This window comes from Pseudomonas sp. GD03862, from assembly GCF_029840855.1.
Classification (GTDB): domain Bacteria; phylum Pseudomonadota; class Gammaproteobacteria; order Pseudomonadales; family Pseudomonadaceae; genus Aquipseudomonas; species Aquipseudomonas alloputida.
Map to the genome: position 1 here is coordinate 43,043 of NZ_JAOCDI010000020.1, position 16,075 is coordinate 59,117.

Sequence of the window (16,075 nt, forward strand, 5' to 3'; positions counted from 1 at the left end):
CCATGGCCTGGCCCAACGTCTCCCCATTTATACCCTCTGATCAGGTACTCGCGGATTTCAGCGTATGCGAGTCGTCCGACCTAGAGGAGGCGGTGCTATGCGGTGAGCGGATGTTCTGCAAGAACCGGCTTGAAAAAAAGGGAATCGACTTCAAGGCTCGATTTTTTCATCGATCGGCCGGCGAGGCTGGGGTTGCCAGAATGTCCTTTGGGGGAGAGGTAGCGATCAACCCTGGGAAGCTGGATGACATCGTGCTGGTCCAGTCGGTCCTTACTGGACATGAGCACGCGATCAGTGATCAGTTGCGCCTCAACTGCAACCCCGGACATGCTACGGTTTTCAACTACCATCGACACTCCTTCTTCAATCATTTCCCTGGCACTGACAAGCTGCTCGTCTGCATTGATCAAACGCTCTTGGAAACCATGCTTCAACGTCAGCTGGGAAGAAGTATTAAGCAAGACATCTACTTTCAGCCTCATCTGCCCACGGATACGTCAGCAGGCCTGAATTGGCTACAGACAATGGGGTGGGCATACAGTCAGTTATCGTCCAAGTCATTAGTTTCATCGCATCTACAAAGTCAAATTGGGGAGGTGCTGGCCTCTTCTTTGCTCGACTTTCATGTAAGTAATTACAGCCAGGCGCTGCGAGAGTCGGCCGAAAAAAGGGTGGTCCCTGCGGTTGTTCGGATGATTGAGGAATTCATGGAAGAGCATGCTCAGGAGCCTCTCACGATCTCGCAAATTGCAAGGCACGCCGGCGTGACTGCTCGTACGGTTCAACTCAGTTTTCAACGATTCCGTGGGCTATCACCGATGCAGTTCTTGAAGGAGATTCGCCTGCGGCGCGTTCGTGCAGAGCTCGAAACCCAGCAGCATCCAGACGTTCAGGTCTCGTCCACGGCACTAAAATGGGGTTTTACCCATCTTGGTCGGTTTTCGTCTGACTACAAGCAGCGATTCGGAGAATCACCTTCCATGACCATCAAACGGCGAGGAGCTTAGATGGGCGTCACCTAATGTTGATGGCGAGAGCTAGGAATGATTGGATTAGAGCAGTGTTGAACGTAAAGGGTGAGAAGTCTATTAATAGTGACTATCAGCGTGTTTGATTTTGTCAGCGCTAGTTTTTCCATTACTTTGTTTTTCAATGAAGCGAGGCGCGGTACCCCTCCTTGTACCAACCGAGTGTCCTTCATTGCCCTTGGTGTTGCCGCTTGCCTGCAGGCGGCTTTTTTACCAAAAATCTTTCAGTCATTGCGTATGAAATGAGCACGCAGTGATCTCTTCTTGGCTCCTTGGGATGGGATAATAACCTCCCTTTACCATGGCCGTCAGGCCATGGTTTTTTTATTTTCGGTTGAGGCAGAGAGTAAAACCGCCTGGGGAAAGGCGGTAGAAATGTTTCCTTGAGACTTACTGAGCGCCTTCTTTATCCACGCTAGCAAGCGCCTCCTGCAAAGTGCTGAGGGCAGGTCCTAGAGCGGTTGCAAGCTGGTTGGCGCGTTCTGTGGGTGTCCAAGCCCGCTTACCCAAAAAGAGCTCATCACCAAATCGTTTGCGAAGCTTAGCTATGGTATTGCTGATAGCTGGCTGTTTTACACCCAAGCGCTCAGAAGCCCGAGTCACTCCCCCTTCTTGATATACCACCAAGAAAGTAATCAGACTGTGTAAATCTGCAGCCAGTAGCGCTTTTTCAGGATTCTGCATGTTGCCCCCGCATTTCATTGTCCATAAACAATGCTCTAAAGGAGATGCTTCGGCAATGGGAGGTCAAGCAATCAGTTAATGCTGCGAAACTTGAGCTTGAAAAATGATCTATCATATCTTTCTCGTTGTCCCAGAAGCCGCTAATGATCATCGAGCTGAAGTAATTGTTCAGCGCGATTATCGTATAGCTCATACACCCCGGCGCAGTGCGAAGCACGTTAACCAGGTCGTCTACGGCTAAAAGTACATCATCGTCAGGGCGGTCTTCGAAGCGAACCTCTAACGCGCTTGCTGATATCAACCCCATTGCTAATACTCCCGATTTAAAATCGACGATAATTCGCCACTTCAGTTCGAAAAATATTTAAATTTGGAATCTAGGGCAGCGCTACTGCTAGTCGCTGCCCAGGATCTTAGTTTTGACTCACGCTCCAGCCGCCCCCGAGGGCTTTGTAAAGCTGGACTTCACTATTGATTTGATCGAGCTGATCATTCAATAGCTTCTGTTGTGAGGAGAACAGTTCGCGTTGAGCATCCAGCACTGTCAAATAGCTATCGACGCCCTGGTCATAGCGCTGCTGAGCTAAGCTAAAATAGGCTTTATAATTATCAACCAACTCGCTTTGAGCACTGAGCTGCTTGCCATAAGTTCCCCTCGCAGCGAGTCCATCGGCTACCTCTCGGAAAGCGGTTTGGATACTCTTCTCGTAGGTCGCTACGCCCACATCCTTTTGAAGCTCAGCGTAATCGAGATTAGCTCGCAGCTTTCCTGCGTTAAAAATCGGCACGCTGATTTGAGGAGCGAAACTCCAGCTGTCAGATCCGCTGTTGAACAGTCCATCAAGATCGCTGCTGGCTGAGCCCGCTGAAGCTGTCAGGCTAATGCGTGGAAAAAATGCCGCACGAGCTGCGCCGATATTTGCGTTCGCGGCCATAAGTTGATGTTCAGCAGAACGGATGTCCGGTCTGTTCAGCAGCAGATCAGCAGGTAGCCCAGCTGGAACCTTCCCTAGGGAGCTCATGGCCAGTGGCGAGTTTTTTGGCAAATCCGTTGGAATTTTGCTGCCCAGCAACAATTCCAGTGCGTTCACATCCTGCGCTATTCGCCGGGTGTACAAGGCCTGCTGGGCCTGGGCTTGGTTCACCAAAGTCCTGGCCTGTCGAACATCTAGCTCCGACGAGGTTCCTGCCGAAGCACTCGACTCGATCATTGCCAAGCTTTCAAGGTAGCTGGTCAGCGTCGCTTCGGTAAGCTCCAAAAGCGCTTGGTCGGTTCGCCACAGAAAATAGGTGGTTGCCACATCGCCTATCAGTGCGATCTGAACGCTGCGCTGTGCCTCCTCAGTAGCCAGATACTTTTCAAGTGCTTGGCTCGACAAGCTTCGGATTCGGCCAAATAAGTCCAACTCGTAGGCAGTGACCAGGCCGACTTGGTACTGGCTATCGACCCGAGAATCGCCGGTAGGGGACAAATCGTCAGGCAAGCGGGTTCGATTTCCAGATGCTTCGCCATCAAGTGTGGGAAACCGCTCCGCTCGCTGGATGCGGTAAAGCGCTCTGTAGGATTCAACATTTTTGGCAGCTATTCGAAGATCTCTGTTGTTCTCTAGCGCCGCATCGAGGAGGCGGCCCAGCGCTGGATCTTTGAAGAACTCTTTTGCCTCGGGGAGAGCCGCCCCGATGCGTTGATCTCCCTGCCCGCCGTAAGCTTCGCCCGTTGGCCACTGCGCCTGCACGGGGGCGGCTGGCTGCTCATAGTCGGGAATCAAGCTGCATCCGCTGAGCATCAGCAATGCAAACACGGGGAGCGACTTAAACATCATGAGTCACCTCCTTGACCGCTTTTGGCTTTCGTTTCATGAGCCCCTCGAACAGCTTGACAACTACCACGTAGAACAACGGAACAAAGAAAACAGCCAGCACGGTTGCTGTGATCATGCCGCCGACGACGCCCGTAGCAATGGAGTGCTGGCTGCCAGCACCTGCGCCGGATGCAATGGCCATCGGCAGCACACCGAAGGTGAATGCCAGCGAGGTCATCAATATCGGACGCAAACGCAGCTTGGCGGCCTCTATCGCAGCTTTGACGATCGGATAACCCTCCTTCTCATACAGCTCTTTGGCGAACTCTACGATCAGGATGGCGTTCTTGGCGGACAGGCCTACCGTGGTCATCAAGCCCACCTGGAAGTACACATCCGCCGTCAGGTCGCGCCAAAGCGTTGCCAGCACCGCGCCCAAAATACCCAGAGGTACAACCATGATCACTGAGACCGGTACCGACCAGCTCTCATACAGCGCGGCCAGGCACAGGAAAACGATCAGCACAGTCAACGCATAGAGCAACGGTGCCTGGTCGCCAGTTTGGATTTCTTCATAAGAGAGACCGGTGTAGCTCAGGCCAATGCCTGGAGGCAGTTGTTGCATGATTTCAGCGATGGCTATCATCGCGTCACCAGTGCTGTATCCAGGGGCTGGCTCGCCGAGGATGTTCAGGGAAGAAATACCACCGTAGCGCTCCAGCTTCGGTGAGCCGTTTACCCACTCACCGGTTGCAAACGCCGAGAACGGAACCATCTGGCCAAGGCTATTGCGCACGTACCATTTATCGAAGTCCTCAGGTGAGATTCGCGAGATATCTTCGCCCTGGACATATACTCGCTTGACCCGGCCGCGATCGATGAAGTCGTTGACATACATCGAGCCCCAGGCTGCCGACATCGTTTCGTTGATAGACGCGATGCTTACCTGCAGCGCACGGGCCTTTTCGTCATCAATGTTCACCTGGAATTGCGGCTCGTCGTCCTTGCCGTTTGGACGCACTGCTTGGAGCTTCGGATTCTCGCTAGCCAATTGCAGGAACTGGTTTCGAGCTGCCATCAATGCTTCATGGCCAAGACCAAGGTTGTCCTGCAGGTACAAGTTGAAGCCCATCGCGTTGCCCATTTCCAAAATGGCAGGGGGCACGAATGCCATCACGCTTGCATCTTTGATCTTGGCAAAATGCTGATTAGCCCGCTGCGCGATGCTGAATACGTCTTGCCCGGCCCCGTGACGCTCCTTCCAATCCTTGAAGGTGATCAGCACCAGCCCCGAGTTCTGACCACGACCAGCAAAGTTGAAGCCATTCACCGTCATGAAGTGCTCAACCAACGCGCCCTCATCATTTGCCAAGTAGTCTCGCACCTCTTGAAGTACACCCTCGGTACGCTCTGCGGAAGCGTTTGCCGGCGTACGCACTTCGATCATCATCAAGCCCTGATCCTCGTTGGGCAGGAATGCCTTCGGGATCTGAGTGAACAAATAGCCAGTTCCCCCCGTGATGAGCAAGAATGCGAGCAGGTACCTAACGCGGCCCTTCAGCATTGCGCCGACGCCTCGCTCGAATCGCACCGTGCCGCGGTCGAAAACGCGGTTAAACCAGCCGAAGAAGCCCTTTTTCTCGTGGTGGGAATTACCCTCCGGGGCTTTGAGGATGGTCACGCAAAGTGCTGGGGTGAACACAAGAGCGACGAAGATCGACAGCCCCATGCAGACCACGATCGTGATCGCGAACTGTTGATAGATGATGCCAGCGGATCCACCAAAGAACGCCATTGGTACGAATACAGCCGACAGCACCATTCCGATGCCCACCAAGGCCCCGGAAATCTGATCCATCGACTTGCGGGTAGCCTCAAGAGGCGACAAGCCCTCGTCATGCATAAGCCGCTCAACGTTCTCGACTACGACGATTGCATCGTCAACCAGCAAGCCGATAGCAAGCACCATGGCGTACATGGTGAGCACGTTGATATTCAGGCCGAAGTACGGCAGAAGGGCGAATGTGGCGAGCAGCACCACAGGAACTGCCAGAGTGGGGATAAGTGTGGCCCTGAAGCTCTGTAGGAACAGATACATGACCAGGAAGACCAGTACCACTGCCTCAAAGATGGTGTGTACTACCGATTCAATCGAGGCATCAACGACAGGTGTTGTATCGTAGGGATAAATCACTTCCACGCCGTCAGGCAGGTAGGCCTTTTGCTCCTCCATCAGCTTTTTGACCGCCTCTACGGTCTCCAGCAAGTTGCCACCGGTGGACAACCGCAGCGCCAGACTTGCAGTTGGCGAGTCCTTGTACTGTGCAGAAATGGCGAAGCTGTCAGCCCCCAGCTCGGCGCGACCGACATCCTTCACTCGTACCTGGGAGCCGTCCGCGTTTACCTTGACCAAAATCTCATCGAACTGGCTAGGCGTCGTCATACGCGTCTTGCCAAGAACGGTTGCATTCAGCTGGACGCCTGAACGAGTTGGTAATCCACCCAACTGGCCCGAGGACACCTGGACGTTCTGCTCCCGGATAGCATTGGCGACGTCAGTAGGCGTCAGCTGATAGCTGTTGAGCTTGCCAGGATCCAACCAGATACGCATTGCGTATGGCGAGCCAAACAGCTGGAAATCGCCGACACCAGGGATGCGCGAGATCGGATCCTGAAGCTGGGAAGCGATCAGGTTACCGAGGTCGAAGTTATTGAGCTTGCCCGAACGGTCCACCAAGCTCATGACCAGGAAGAAGTTCATCTGGTACTTCACTACTCGAAGACCCTGACGCTGAACTTCCTCCGGCAAACGTGGTGTCGCCAACTGCAGCTTGTTCTGCACCTGAACCTGAGCGATATCAGGATCGGTTCCCTGTTCAAAAGTCACGATGATGGTCATGCTGCCGTCAGAGGCGCTCTCAGCCGACATATATCTGAACCCATCCAGACCACTGAGCTGTTGCTCAATCACCTGGACCACCGTGTCCTGTACGGTTTGTGCAGAAGCGCCTGGGTAGCTGACCTGGATCGAAACGGCTGGGGCCGCGATGTTCGGATATTGGCTGATCGGCATCTTCGCCAGCGACAGCGCGCCGGCAAGCATAGCCACGATAGCGAGAACCCAGGCGAAAATCGGCCTGTCGATGAAAAAACGAGACATCAGTCGTGCCCCCTCAGTTAGCCGAGGCTTCTGTGATAGCGGCGAAGCCGTCTACCAAATTCACATTCTTGGCCTCAACCGCGTTGACAGCGATGCCGCTACGAACACGTTGAACACCTTCGGTGACGATTCGCTCTCCCTCGGTCACGCCGTTGCTGATCAACCAGGCATTGCCCACGGTTCGGAGGGTCTGAATCTCGCGGGACTCGACGGTGTTGTCAGCCTTCACGACCCAGACGCTTGGCACACCTCGCGTATCGCGGCTGATGGCTTGTTGCGGTACCAAGATTGCGGCGTTTTGCACGCCCTCTTTCAGTAGAGCATGTACAAACATGCCTGGTAGCAGCTTGCGATTAGGATTGGGAAATTCGGCGCGAAGGGTCACAGAACCTGTTGTGGGATCAACGCTCACCTCAGAAAACTTCAGAGTCCCTGGCAGTGGATAAGCACTTCCGTCATCCAGCGTCAGGCTGACTTCAGCCTGGTTCTCGCCTGTCTTTTGAAGGCGGCCTGACTCCAGCGCCTTTTGCAGACCAAGAAGCTTTGTGATTGGCTGAGTGACGTCGACATAAATGGGGTCCAGCTGCGTGACGGTGGCGAGCGACTGAGCTTGGCCATTGGTAACGAGCGCCCCCTCGGTGACCGTCGAGCGACCAATGCGCCCGGAGATTGGGGAAAGCACCCTTGTGTATTGAACGTCGATGCGAGCAATCTGGTAATCGGCTTCTGCTTGTTTCCATGCGGCAAGCGCATCGTCGTACTGCTGCTTGCTGACTGCCTTGGTCTTCAACAGCGTTTCATAGCGACGAGCCAGGTTTTGTGCGCTCGTTCGATTCGCTTCTGCACGACGCAACTGCGCTTCGTACGTCCGTGGGTCAATCTGATAAAGCTGCTGACCCAGCTTGACTTCAGCGCCTTCAACAAACGACCGCTTCTGAAGGATCCCCGAAACCTGCGGGCGGACTTCCGCTACACGGAATGCCGAAGTCCGGCCAGGCAAGTCAGTTGTCAGGGTCAGAGCTTGTGCACGCACGGTGTACACGCCCACGTCCGGTGGTTGAGTTGCTGAGCTCACCTGTTCTTTCTCACCACATCCCGTAATCAGCATCAGCGCAGTTAAGGGGATTACGCGTAATGCACGCGGGGATCGTATCTGTCTCACGGTTTGGCTCCATCTCTCTGCCCGCATGACGGGGGCTATTGCTGAATCGTAATGCGGTAGAGTGTACCATTATGCGATACTCTTGATGCAAGCAAGCCTGAGCCGCCGTTGGTCGAGGTTTACCGATTGAGGCGTTCGCGATGTGTAGCTGGCTAGCGGAGGCAGAGAGCTCTACAGTGGCGGCCAATGTGATAGGTCGCAGCCGTACGCGCAGAGGAAAGATATGAACCAATCAGATGAAAATGTTGGCAAGGCCGGGGGCATCCAGGTCATCGCCAGAGCAGCCTCGATCATGCGAGCGCTTGGCAGTCATCCGCATGGCTTGAGCTTGGCGGCCATTGCGCAGCTGGTCGGGTTGCCTCGCTCCACCGTTCAGCGAATCATCAACGCTTTGGAAGAAGAGTTTCTAGTCGAGGCTTTAGGGCCTGCCGGAGGCTTTCGACTTGGCCCTGCGCTTGGTCAGCTAATCAACCAGGCGCAATCAGACATTCTGTCTTTGGTGAAGCCGTATTTGCGCTCACTGGCTGAGGAGCTAGATGAGTCCGTGTGTCTGGCCTCTCTGGCCGGAGACAAAATTTACGTGCTTGACCGCATCGTGTCAGAGCGAGAGCTGCGGGTAGTGTTTCCGATCGGTATTAACGTGCCCGCCGCTGCGACTGCAGCTGGCAAGGTCCTCTTGGCAGCTTTACCTGACGAAACCCTAAAAGCAGCGCTCGGCGAGCAGCTGCCAGCATTCACCTCTAACACCCTAGGGCGGAAGGCGCTTGTCAAACAACTGAGCGAAGTGAGGCAGAGTGGTTTCGCTAGCGATCTTGACGAGCATATTGATGGCGTGTGCTCATTCGCAACGCTTTTGGATACCTACCTTGGTTATTACTCCCTTGCGGTCGTAATGCCGAGTTCCAGAGCGAGCAAGCAGTCAGACTTGATCAAAAAAGCTCTGCTGCAGAGCAAGCAGAACATAGAGCGTGCTATCGGCCGCGCGTCGAAGAAAGCTCCCTAGATAAGATGGCCAGAAAGACGGCAGCCGAGGCGGAGGAGACAAGACAGCGCATTATTGATGCGGCGCTTGAGGTGTTTGTTGCCCAGGGTGTTCCCGACGCGACCCTAGATCAGATAGCTCGGAAGGCAGGCGTCACTCGTGGTGCTGTCTACTGGCATTTTAACGGGAAGCTGGAAGTGCTCCAGGCGGTGCTGGCATCTCGGCAGCATCCCCTCGAATTGGACTTTACTCCTGACTTAGGGATTGAGCGCTCTTGGGAGGCGGTGGTTGTCGCCATGCTGGACGCAGTGCATAGCCCCCAGTCAAAGCAGTTCTCGGAGATCTTGATTTACCAAGGGCTTGATGAGTCGGGCCTGATCCATAATCGAATGGTGCAAGCGAGCGATCGGTTCCTGCAGTACATTCACCAGGTTCTTCGGCACGCGGTTACCCAAGGGGAATTGCCCATAAATCTGGATCTTCACACCTCAATCGGCGTCTTCAAAGGACTGATCACCGGACTGCTCTATGAGGGATTACGAAGCGAGGACCAGCAGGCTCAGATAATCAAAGTTGCGCTGGGATCGTTTTTGGCTTTGCTCAGGGAACCTCCTCGCTTCTTGTTGTGCGAGGAGGCTCAGATTAAGCAAGCCAAATCCTTCGAGTGAGGGGATGACGCGCCGGTTATATCGCCAGTGCTCGTTCCCGAAGCTCGCTGTTGAGGATGCGGTCGTTCTCGCTATAGTCGACAGGGCAGTCAATCACGTGCACGCCAGGGTTGGCGATACAGTGGTCAAGCAGCGGCAGCAAGGCGTCAGCGCTTTCTACTCGATAGCCGTGGGCACCGTAGGCTTCAGCATATTTGACGAAGTCCGGGTTGCCGTAGTCCAGGCCGAAATCGGTGAAGCCCATGTTGGCCTGTTTCCAGCGAATCATGCCGTAGCCATCGTCACGCAGGATTACCACGGTAATGTGCATGTTCAAGCGCACTGCGGTTTCCAATTCCTGGCTGTTCATCATGAAGCCGCCGTCACCACATACCGAGATCACCGGGCGATCCGGGTACACCAAGTGCGAGGCCATGGCCGATGGCAAGCCAGCGCCCATGGTCGCCAACGCGTTGTCGAGCAGCACGGTGTTGGGCTTGTGTGCCTTGTAGTTGCGGGCGAACCAGATTTTATAGATGCCGTTATCCAGGGCGACGATGCCTTCGGATGGCAGCACGCGACGGATATCGGCGACCAGACGCTGAGGGTAGACCGGGAAGCGATCGTCGTCGGCACCTTCGGCGATTTGCGCTTCGTTGGCCTCACGGATGGCCATCAGGCGCGTGAAGTCCCAGTGCGCGGTGTCGGTCAGCGCTTCGCTGATCTGCCATACGGAGTTGGCGATGTCACCGATCACTTCCACTTGTGGGAAGTAAACGGCGTCGACTTCGGCGGAACGGAAGCTGATGTGGATGACCTCGGTGCCGCCGCGGACCATGAAGAACGGCGGCTTCTCGATCACGTCGTGGCCGATGTTGATGATCAGGTCGGCCGCTTCGATGGCGCGGTGGACGAAGTCACCGGCGGACAGCGCGGCATTGCCGAGGAAGCGCGGGTGGCGTTCGTCGACCACACCTTTACCCATCTGGGTGGTGATGAATGGGATACCGGTCTTGTCGATCAGTTGCTTGAGGACCTTGGCAGTCATCTTGCGGTTGGCGCCGGCGCCGATCACTAGCATCGGGCTGCGTGCGCTCTGCAGCTTTTCAATGGCGGCTTCAATTGACCTGTGCTCGGCGAGCGGACGGCGGTGCAGGCTGCGTGGAATTGGAAGCGCATCGGTCTGCTCGGCAGCGATGTCCTCCGGCAGCTCCAGGTGTACCGCGCCCGGCTTCTCTTCTTCCGCCAGGCGGAACGCTTCGCGCATACGGGCCGGGATGTTGTCGGCCGAGGCGAACTGGTGGGTGTACTTGGTGATGGGGTCCATCATGCCGCACACATCGATGATCTGGAAGCGGCCCTGCTTGGACTTCTTGATCGGCTTCTGGCCGGTGATCATCATCATTGGCATGCCGCCTAGGTAGGCGTAGGCACTGGCGGTTACCAAGTTGGTCGCGCCAGGGCCCAGGGTCGACAGGCTGACGCCGGTCTTGCCAGTTAGGCGGCCATAGGTGGCGGCCATGAAGCCCGCGGACTGTTCGTGGCGGGTCAGCACCAGCTTGATCTTCGATTTGCGCAGGGATTCCAGCAGGTCGAGGTTTTCCTCACCAGGAATGCCGAACACATACTCGACACCTTCGTTTTCCAGGCATTGCACAACGACATCAGCGGCCTTAGCCATAGTCACCCTCATCGCACTCAAGGCAGTTGAGCCCCTAAGTAAGGCGTAGCAGCAGGTTCGCCGCTGTGCCCACGGGCCCTTATCGGTTGATTTTTCTTTCAAGCGTTCCAGCGCAGTGGGCCGGTTGGCCTCCTGCGAGGATGTGAGCAAATAAAAAGAAGGCCCGGCATTTCGGGCCGGGCCTTTTGAGGTAACACTTAACCGAGGACGCTTTTGAGCGCCTGCTGCAATTCTGAAGCAGCTTCATCGGAAGACCAGACAGCATTGCTGTGCCGCCAGGCGATATATCCATCAGGCCGAACCAGAAGGGCACCGGCCTCGTGAATTTCACGAACCGATTGCCAATCGCAGTAAAGGTCCGCAGTACCTTTTGCGCCTGTGACAACGGTATTCAAGAATGGCAGGTTCAAGCTCTCTGCAGCAGCTACCCAGGCCTGACCGGCAAGGCCAGTGATAAGGGTCATTTGCCCTTTACCTACGACATCGAGCGTCGAAATCCGGTGTCCGTTCTCGTTCACCAGCCAGGCGTGAGGAAGTTTGGCACCTGCGCGAGTGGTGGCCTGCAGGTACAGTTCTTTGTCCCTAGCCCAGAGCTCAGCACCGTCTCTTGGGTCTGGCTTAACAGCAGAGGATACGTAGCGCTGATTCAGTTCGACACCTTGAGCGTTGAATTCTCGACTCTTGATTTCCAGCGCCTTCTGCAGGTTCATGCGAACTTCTACACCCTCCGGGCTCGGGTCGCGCATGCGATCAAGCAGCTTGGCGATAGTGTCCACGCCATTGCCGAAGTTGAAGCACTCTTTCAGCAGGGCATAGTCCTTGCGGGACTGGTTGGCACGCGCCACGATCTGCTTGCCCACTGGAGCGCGCTCTGCGGTGTAACTTTCCAGCAGATTCGGATCGGCGAATCCTTTAAGGACATAAGCGAGTTTCCAAGCGAGGTTGAAACCGTCCTGCATGCAGGTATTGGAGCCCAAACCGCTGGACGGCGGGTGACGATGAACCGCGTCGCCAGCGCAGAATACGCGGCCACGAGAGTACTCGGTGGCATGCGCCTGGTTTACATACCAGGTCGACATGCGCTCAACCTGGACTTCCAACTTTGGATCGCCGACCAAGAGACGGATTTTCTCCAAAACAGCTTCTGGGGACAGGTCTGGAGCGCCTTTGGCCATGTCGAAGCCCCAGCCTGCAATCCACTGATCCCACGGGCGAATGGCGCGCAGCAAGCCCATCCCGATTTCGCCAAAACCAGCTTCTGGAGTAGCGATCCACTGAAGGATGCTCGGGCGATGTTGTACGTACTTGCTTAGATCGGCGTTGAAGATGACGTAAGCGGTTCCGGCCCTGGCCATCTCGCCAACAATTGGCAGATCGATCTCTTTAGCTACCTTCGAGTTAGCTCCATCGGCGCCCACCAGGTACTTCGCTCGGACTTCGTACTCGACACCGGTCAGAACGTCCTTCATGCGAGCAGTCACACCTTCCGCATCTTGCACATGGCTCAGATACTCGGTGTTAAAGCTCAGTTGAGCACCGCGGATCGCGGCATGCTTCAGAAGGATCGATTCCATCTCGGGCTGGATGAGATCCAGCATGGTGCATGGGCTGCCTTGGACGTAGTCGCCCTTGCGTTTGTCGCCAGTACCCCAGGTGCGCATACGTGCGATTTCTTCACCGGCCAGGCTGGTGGTGAAAAGCGTATCGCCCATCTGATCCCAAGGTGTGGCTGCTCTGACAACCTCGTCTTCCAGTCCAAGATCACGCACGACCTCCATGGCGCGCTGGTTCGTGATATGGGCTCGCGGCGAGTTCGCAAGCCAATTGAACATGGTGACCATTTTGACCCGTACACCGTAGGTGGCGAGCGCCAAGGCAGTAGTTGCACCAGCTGGGCCGGTGCCAATCACCAGTACGTCGGTATCGAAGCTAGTGGAGGTAGTCATTTATTATTCTCCAGGCATTACTTGTTGATGCTCTGAACTTGCACGCAAGCCCGGAACATGTCCGACAGGTCCCAAAGCCAGCCAGCACGAAACAGCACCGACCTGGCGTTCGAGACATTAAAAAATTTGGGAAACGGCGGGCTCTACTGGGACCCGCAGCTCGGGCGAGCGATGCGAATGAGGGGGAAGAGATTCATGGTACCTCCTGATCTTGTATTTTTTTTCAGGCCATCAGAGTGTCTGGTTCAGCGGTATTAGCTGGCAGGCGAGATCACTCAATTCGTGCTTGCATGCTAGCATGCAAGAGTGGTGGTCGCAATCATCTGGAAATGCCTTTCGTCACGCAAAAAAAAGCCACGAGGTGAGTTCGTGGCTAAGGGTGCAGCGCGTAGTGAGTGGAGCTACGTCGGCTTCACCAAAGGGCAAAGGTGTAATCAATGTTCACACGAAGCTCATTGTCATCCCGATGCGTTGCTCCAGGGCCGAAATCATTGCGGTACCAAGCGTGTCTGACCCGGAATGCCACGTCCTTGAACGTGCCGCTTTGGATGACATAGGAAAGCTCAACGTCTTTTTCCGACTCTTTGAGCTTGTTGCCGCCGAGATTCGGAAGATCAATGTTGTCCCCGCTTACGTAACGCAACATCCCGTTCATGCCGGGAACACCAACGCCAACAAAGTCATAGTCGTATTTGACCTGCCAGCTTCTCTCCTTGGGGTTCAGGAACTCCGAGCTCAGTGTGCCTTCCGTGATCACCAGCGGTTCGGTACCAAACAGATAGGGCATTGCGGTGTCGCCGGTCAGCTGCATGTAGCCAGCGCCTAGACGATGGACGCCGAGCTGGTAGGTCAACATCAAGGCAGTATTGCGGTTATCAACCTTCCCAGCTTTTGCGGATCCATTGTCTTTGGAATCATAGAAGCGGAAGTCGGAAGTGAGCCGGCCTGGGCCCAGCTCACGGTTGTCCACGAAACCCAAGTAGTTCTTGTCGTAGATGTCTTCGAGCTCTGCGTAGTAATACTTGAGCGTGAGGTGCTTCGACCAGGCGTAATCGCCACCAAGGAAATAAAACGCATCAGACTCTGCGGCCCCGTTGAAGCGTCCGTTTGGAGCTGAAACTCGCATCTTCTGGTAGTCAGTCGAGTCCCGCAGGTTGATTCGGTCCAACCAACCCGCGTGCAGAGAAAGATCTGTGATGTCTTGCGAGCGTAGGTAAGTGCCGCGGAAGGTTTGGGGCAGTAGCCGTGTTGGACTTGCGAATGCGATCGGTAAAAACGTGCTTACGGTCCCGTACTGAAGCTCAGTTTTGGAAACCTTGACCTTCGCTGTCAGCCCTAGCTCGGAGTAGTCCTTAGCTGGCTCCCTAGTGGAGGCAGAGAACGGCAATAGGCCGGTGCCGACACGATCTGGTGAGGAGTCAAGGCGTAACCCCATCATGGCTTGGGCATCCAGTCCAAAGCCGACAACCCCCTCTGTAAAGCCCGAATTGAAGTTGACGATGAAACCCTGGGCCCACTCTCGCGCTGCAGCTTGCGGTGTCTGGTTGATGTAGTTGCGATCGAAGTAGTAGTTGCGCAGTGTTACCTTGGCTTTCGAATCTTCCACGAAGCCGGCCGCCTGTAGAGAAGCTGCATGTGCAGCCAGCAGCCCTGCGAATGCAATTTTTTTTGATTTGCTCATGTCGTGTCTTCTTTCTTGTTTTTGTGATGACGCAGTCACGCTTAAACCACCGAAGGGCTCAGCTCAGGGCGTTTCTTCAGCGACGAGAGATAAAGCAGCGAGATAGCCGCCAGAACGATGCCGGGCGCCGAGGCCAACATGACACCACCTGCACCGGCCCCAAGGACCATCATTTTTCCTACGACGAGTGGACCGGTCATGGCACCGATACGGCCGACTGCGAGTGCTGCACCGGTCCCGGTAGCCCGCCCATTAGCGGGATAGAACTGCGGAGCGAGGGCGTAAAGGACGCACTGGCCACCCGTTGTGAAAATGCCTGCCAAGAATCCTGCACCGATCATGGTAGGGAGTGAGGCCGCCACTGTAAGGCAGGCCAAAGAAATCAGGATGCCCCCATATACCAGCGCCGACATCGCCCAGATAGGCAGGCGATCCATCGCAACGCCAAGCATCAACGTGCCCATGGCCGCGCCAAGCTGCATGGCCAATACGACGACGCTTGCCTCGCTCGGCTTGAAGCCCTGTCCAATCAGAATGCTCGGAAGCCAGTTGATGAGGATGTAGGTGACCATCAGCGTGAAGAAGAAGCTGACCCACAAGAGCAGGGTTTTCTTCAGCGCACCGCCCTCTACCAAAATGGCTTTGGTGGAGGGAACTTCGATAGTGGAGGTAGCTGAAATTGTTTGCTTGTATACGTCAGGCAGGAAAAGAAGCAGCAGGGGGACAATGACCAGAGGAACAATGCCGCCTACATAGAAGACCAGCTTCCAGCCAGCCCCGAAATCCAGTAGACCAATGGCGGCTGCCAACGCTGCCCCCAACGGTACACCGCAATACATCAAGCTGACTGCTGTGCCTCGCATGCGCTCACCAGCTGCTTCAGAAGCGAGTGCAATGAGGTTAGGCAACGACGCACCCAGGCCCACGCCTGTCAGGAACCGGGCGAATAACAACGCGCCGAAACTCCAGGCTACCGTGGTGACGAGAGAGAAGATGCCGAACAGTGCAACAGAGGCAATGAGCACTTTTTTTCGGCCATAGCGATCAGCCAGGCGTCCGCCAACGAAAGCTCCTGGAAGCATACCCAGAACGCCAACACTGAAGACCCAGCCCATTTCCAGCTTATCCAAGCTGTACTCGGCAGACATGCCGTGCGCCGCAATCCCTGGGGCTTGGAGATCCAGGCCTTCCATCAGTGCAACGAGGAAACAAAGCGCGATGGTGATGAAAAGTTTGGTCTTATCGGTTTTATCAGTCATAGCGACCCCCTCCGAAGCCCTTCAAAAGGTCTTCAGAAAACAC

At 55.4% G+C, this 16,075-nt stretch carries 11 protein-coding genes; 3 read left to right on the forward strand and 8 right to left on the reverse strand.

Translation table 11 applies throughout. From position 1 onward, the window contains the following. Positions 1-2: 2 nt before the first annotated feature. The gene (locus N5D53_RS14825; protein WP_221101000.1) at positions 3-1,007 is read left to right on the forward strand and encodes an AraC family transcriptional regulator; all 1,005 of its coding nucleotides are present in this window, start codon (positions 3-5) and stop codon (positions 1,005-1,007) included. Between the two features lie 411 nt (positions 1,008-1,418). Here N5D53_RS14825 and N5D53_RS14830 read toward each other — a convergent pair whose 3' ends face one another. The 4 genes from N5D53_RS14830 to srpA all read right to left on the reverse strand — a co-directional run bounded on the left by N5D53_RS14830 (position 1,419) and on the right by srpA (position 7,836). Then, the gene (locus N5D53_RS14830) at positions 1,419-1,712 is read right to left on the reverse strand and encodes a LysR family transcriptional regulator (RefSeq protein ID WP_221101001.1); all 294 of its coding nucleotides are present in this window, start codon (positions 1,710-1,712) and stop codon (positions 1,419-1,421) included. A 413-nt stretch (positions 1,713-2,125) separates the two neighbouring features. After that, positions 2,126-3,535 carry a solvent efflux RND transporter outer membrane subunit SrpC gene (gene srpC / locus N5D53_RS14835; RefSeq protein ID WP_221101002.1) on the reverse strand — a complete coding sequence of 470 codons (1,410 nt, stop codon included), beginning with the start codon at positions 3,533-3,535 and terminating at the stop codon, positions 2,126-2,128. Next, on the reverse strand, positions 3,525-6,674 hold the full coding sequence (srpB, locus tag N5D53_RS14840; protein ID WP_221101003.1) for a solvent efflux RND transporter permease subunit SrpB: 3,150 nt from the start codon (positions 6,672-6,674) through the stop codon (positions 3,525-3,527). Before srpB ends, srpC begins: the two co-directional genes overlap by 11 nt. 13 nt (positions 6,675-6,687) lie before the next feature. Next, positions 6,688-7,836, reverse strand: a complete 1,149-nt coding sequence (srpA, locus tag N5D53_RS14845; protein WP_279840509.1) for a solvent efflux RND transporter periplasmic adaptor subunit SrpA — start codon at positions 7,834-7,836, stop codon at positions 6,688-6,690. Positions 7,837-8,059: 223 nt separating this feature from the next. On the opposite strand from srpA, the gene srpS reads away from it, so the two are divergent. Continuing rightward, positions 8,060-8,839: a solvent efflux transporter transcriptional repressor SrpS gene (gene srpS / locus N5D53_RS14850; RefSeq protein ID WP_221101005.1), complete on the forward strand. Its 780-nt coding sequence runs from the start codon at positions 8,060-8,062 to the stop codon at positions 8,837-8,839. Between the two features lie 5 nt (positions 8,840-8,844). Then, positions 8,845-9,486: a solvent efflux transporter antirepressor SrpR gene (srpR, locus tag N5D53_RS14855; RefSeq protein ID WP_221101006.1), complete on the forward strand. Its 642-nt coding sequence runs from the start codon at positions 8,845-8,847 to the stop codon at positions 9,484-9,486. Positions 9,487-9,502: 16 nt separating this feature from the next. Here srpR and N5D53_RS14860 read toward each other — a convergent pair whose 3' ends face one another. From N5D53_RS14860 to mhpT, 4 genes are all read right to left on the reverse strand, one after another. Further along, positions 9,503-11,146: an acetolactate synthase large subunit gene (locus N5D53_RS14860; protein WP_279840510.1), complete on the reverse strand. Its 1,644-nt coding sequence runs from the start codon at positions 11,144-11,146 to the stop codon at positions 9,503-9,505. Positions 11,147-11,343: 197 nt separating this feature from the next. Then, the gene (locus N5D53_RS14865; RefSeq protein WP_221101008.1) at positions 11,344-13,092 is read right to left on the reverse strand and encodes an FAD-dependent monooxygenase; all 1,749 of its coding nucleotides are present in this window, start codon (positions 13,090-13,092) and stop codon (positions 11,344-11,346) included. Between the two features lie 412 nt (positions 13,093-13,504). Next, on the reverse strand, positions 13,505-14,773 hold the full coding sequence (locus N5D53_RS14870; protein ID WP_279840511.1) for an OprD family porin: 1,269 nt from the start codon (positions 14,771-14,773) through the stop codon (positions 13,505-13,507). Positions 14,774-14,814: 41 nt separating this feature from the next. Next, positions 14,815-16,032: a 3-(3-hydroxy-phenyl)propionate transporter MhpT gene (mhpT, locus tag N5D53_RS14875; RefSeq protein ID WP_139657517.1), complete on the reverse strand. Its 1,218-nt coding sequence runs from the start codon at positions 16,030-16,032 to the stop codon at positions 14,815-14,817. Positions 16,033-16,075: the final 43 nt, after the last annotated feature.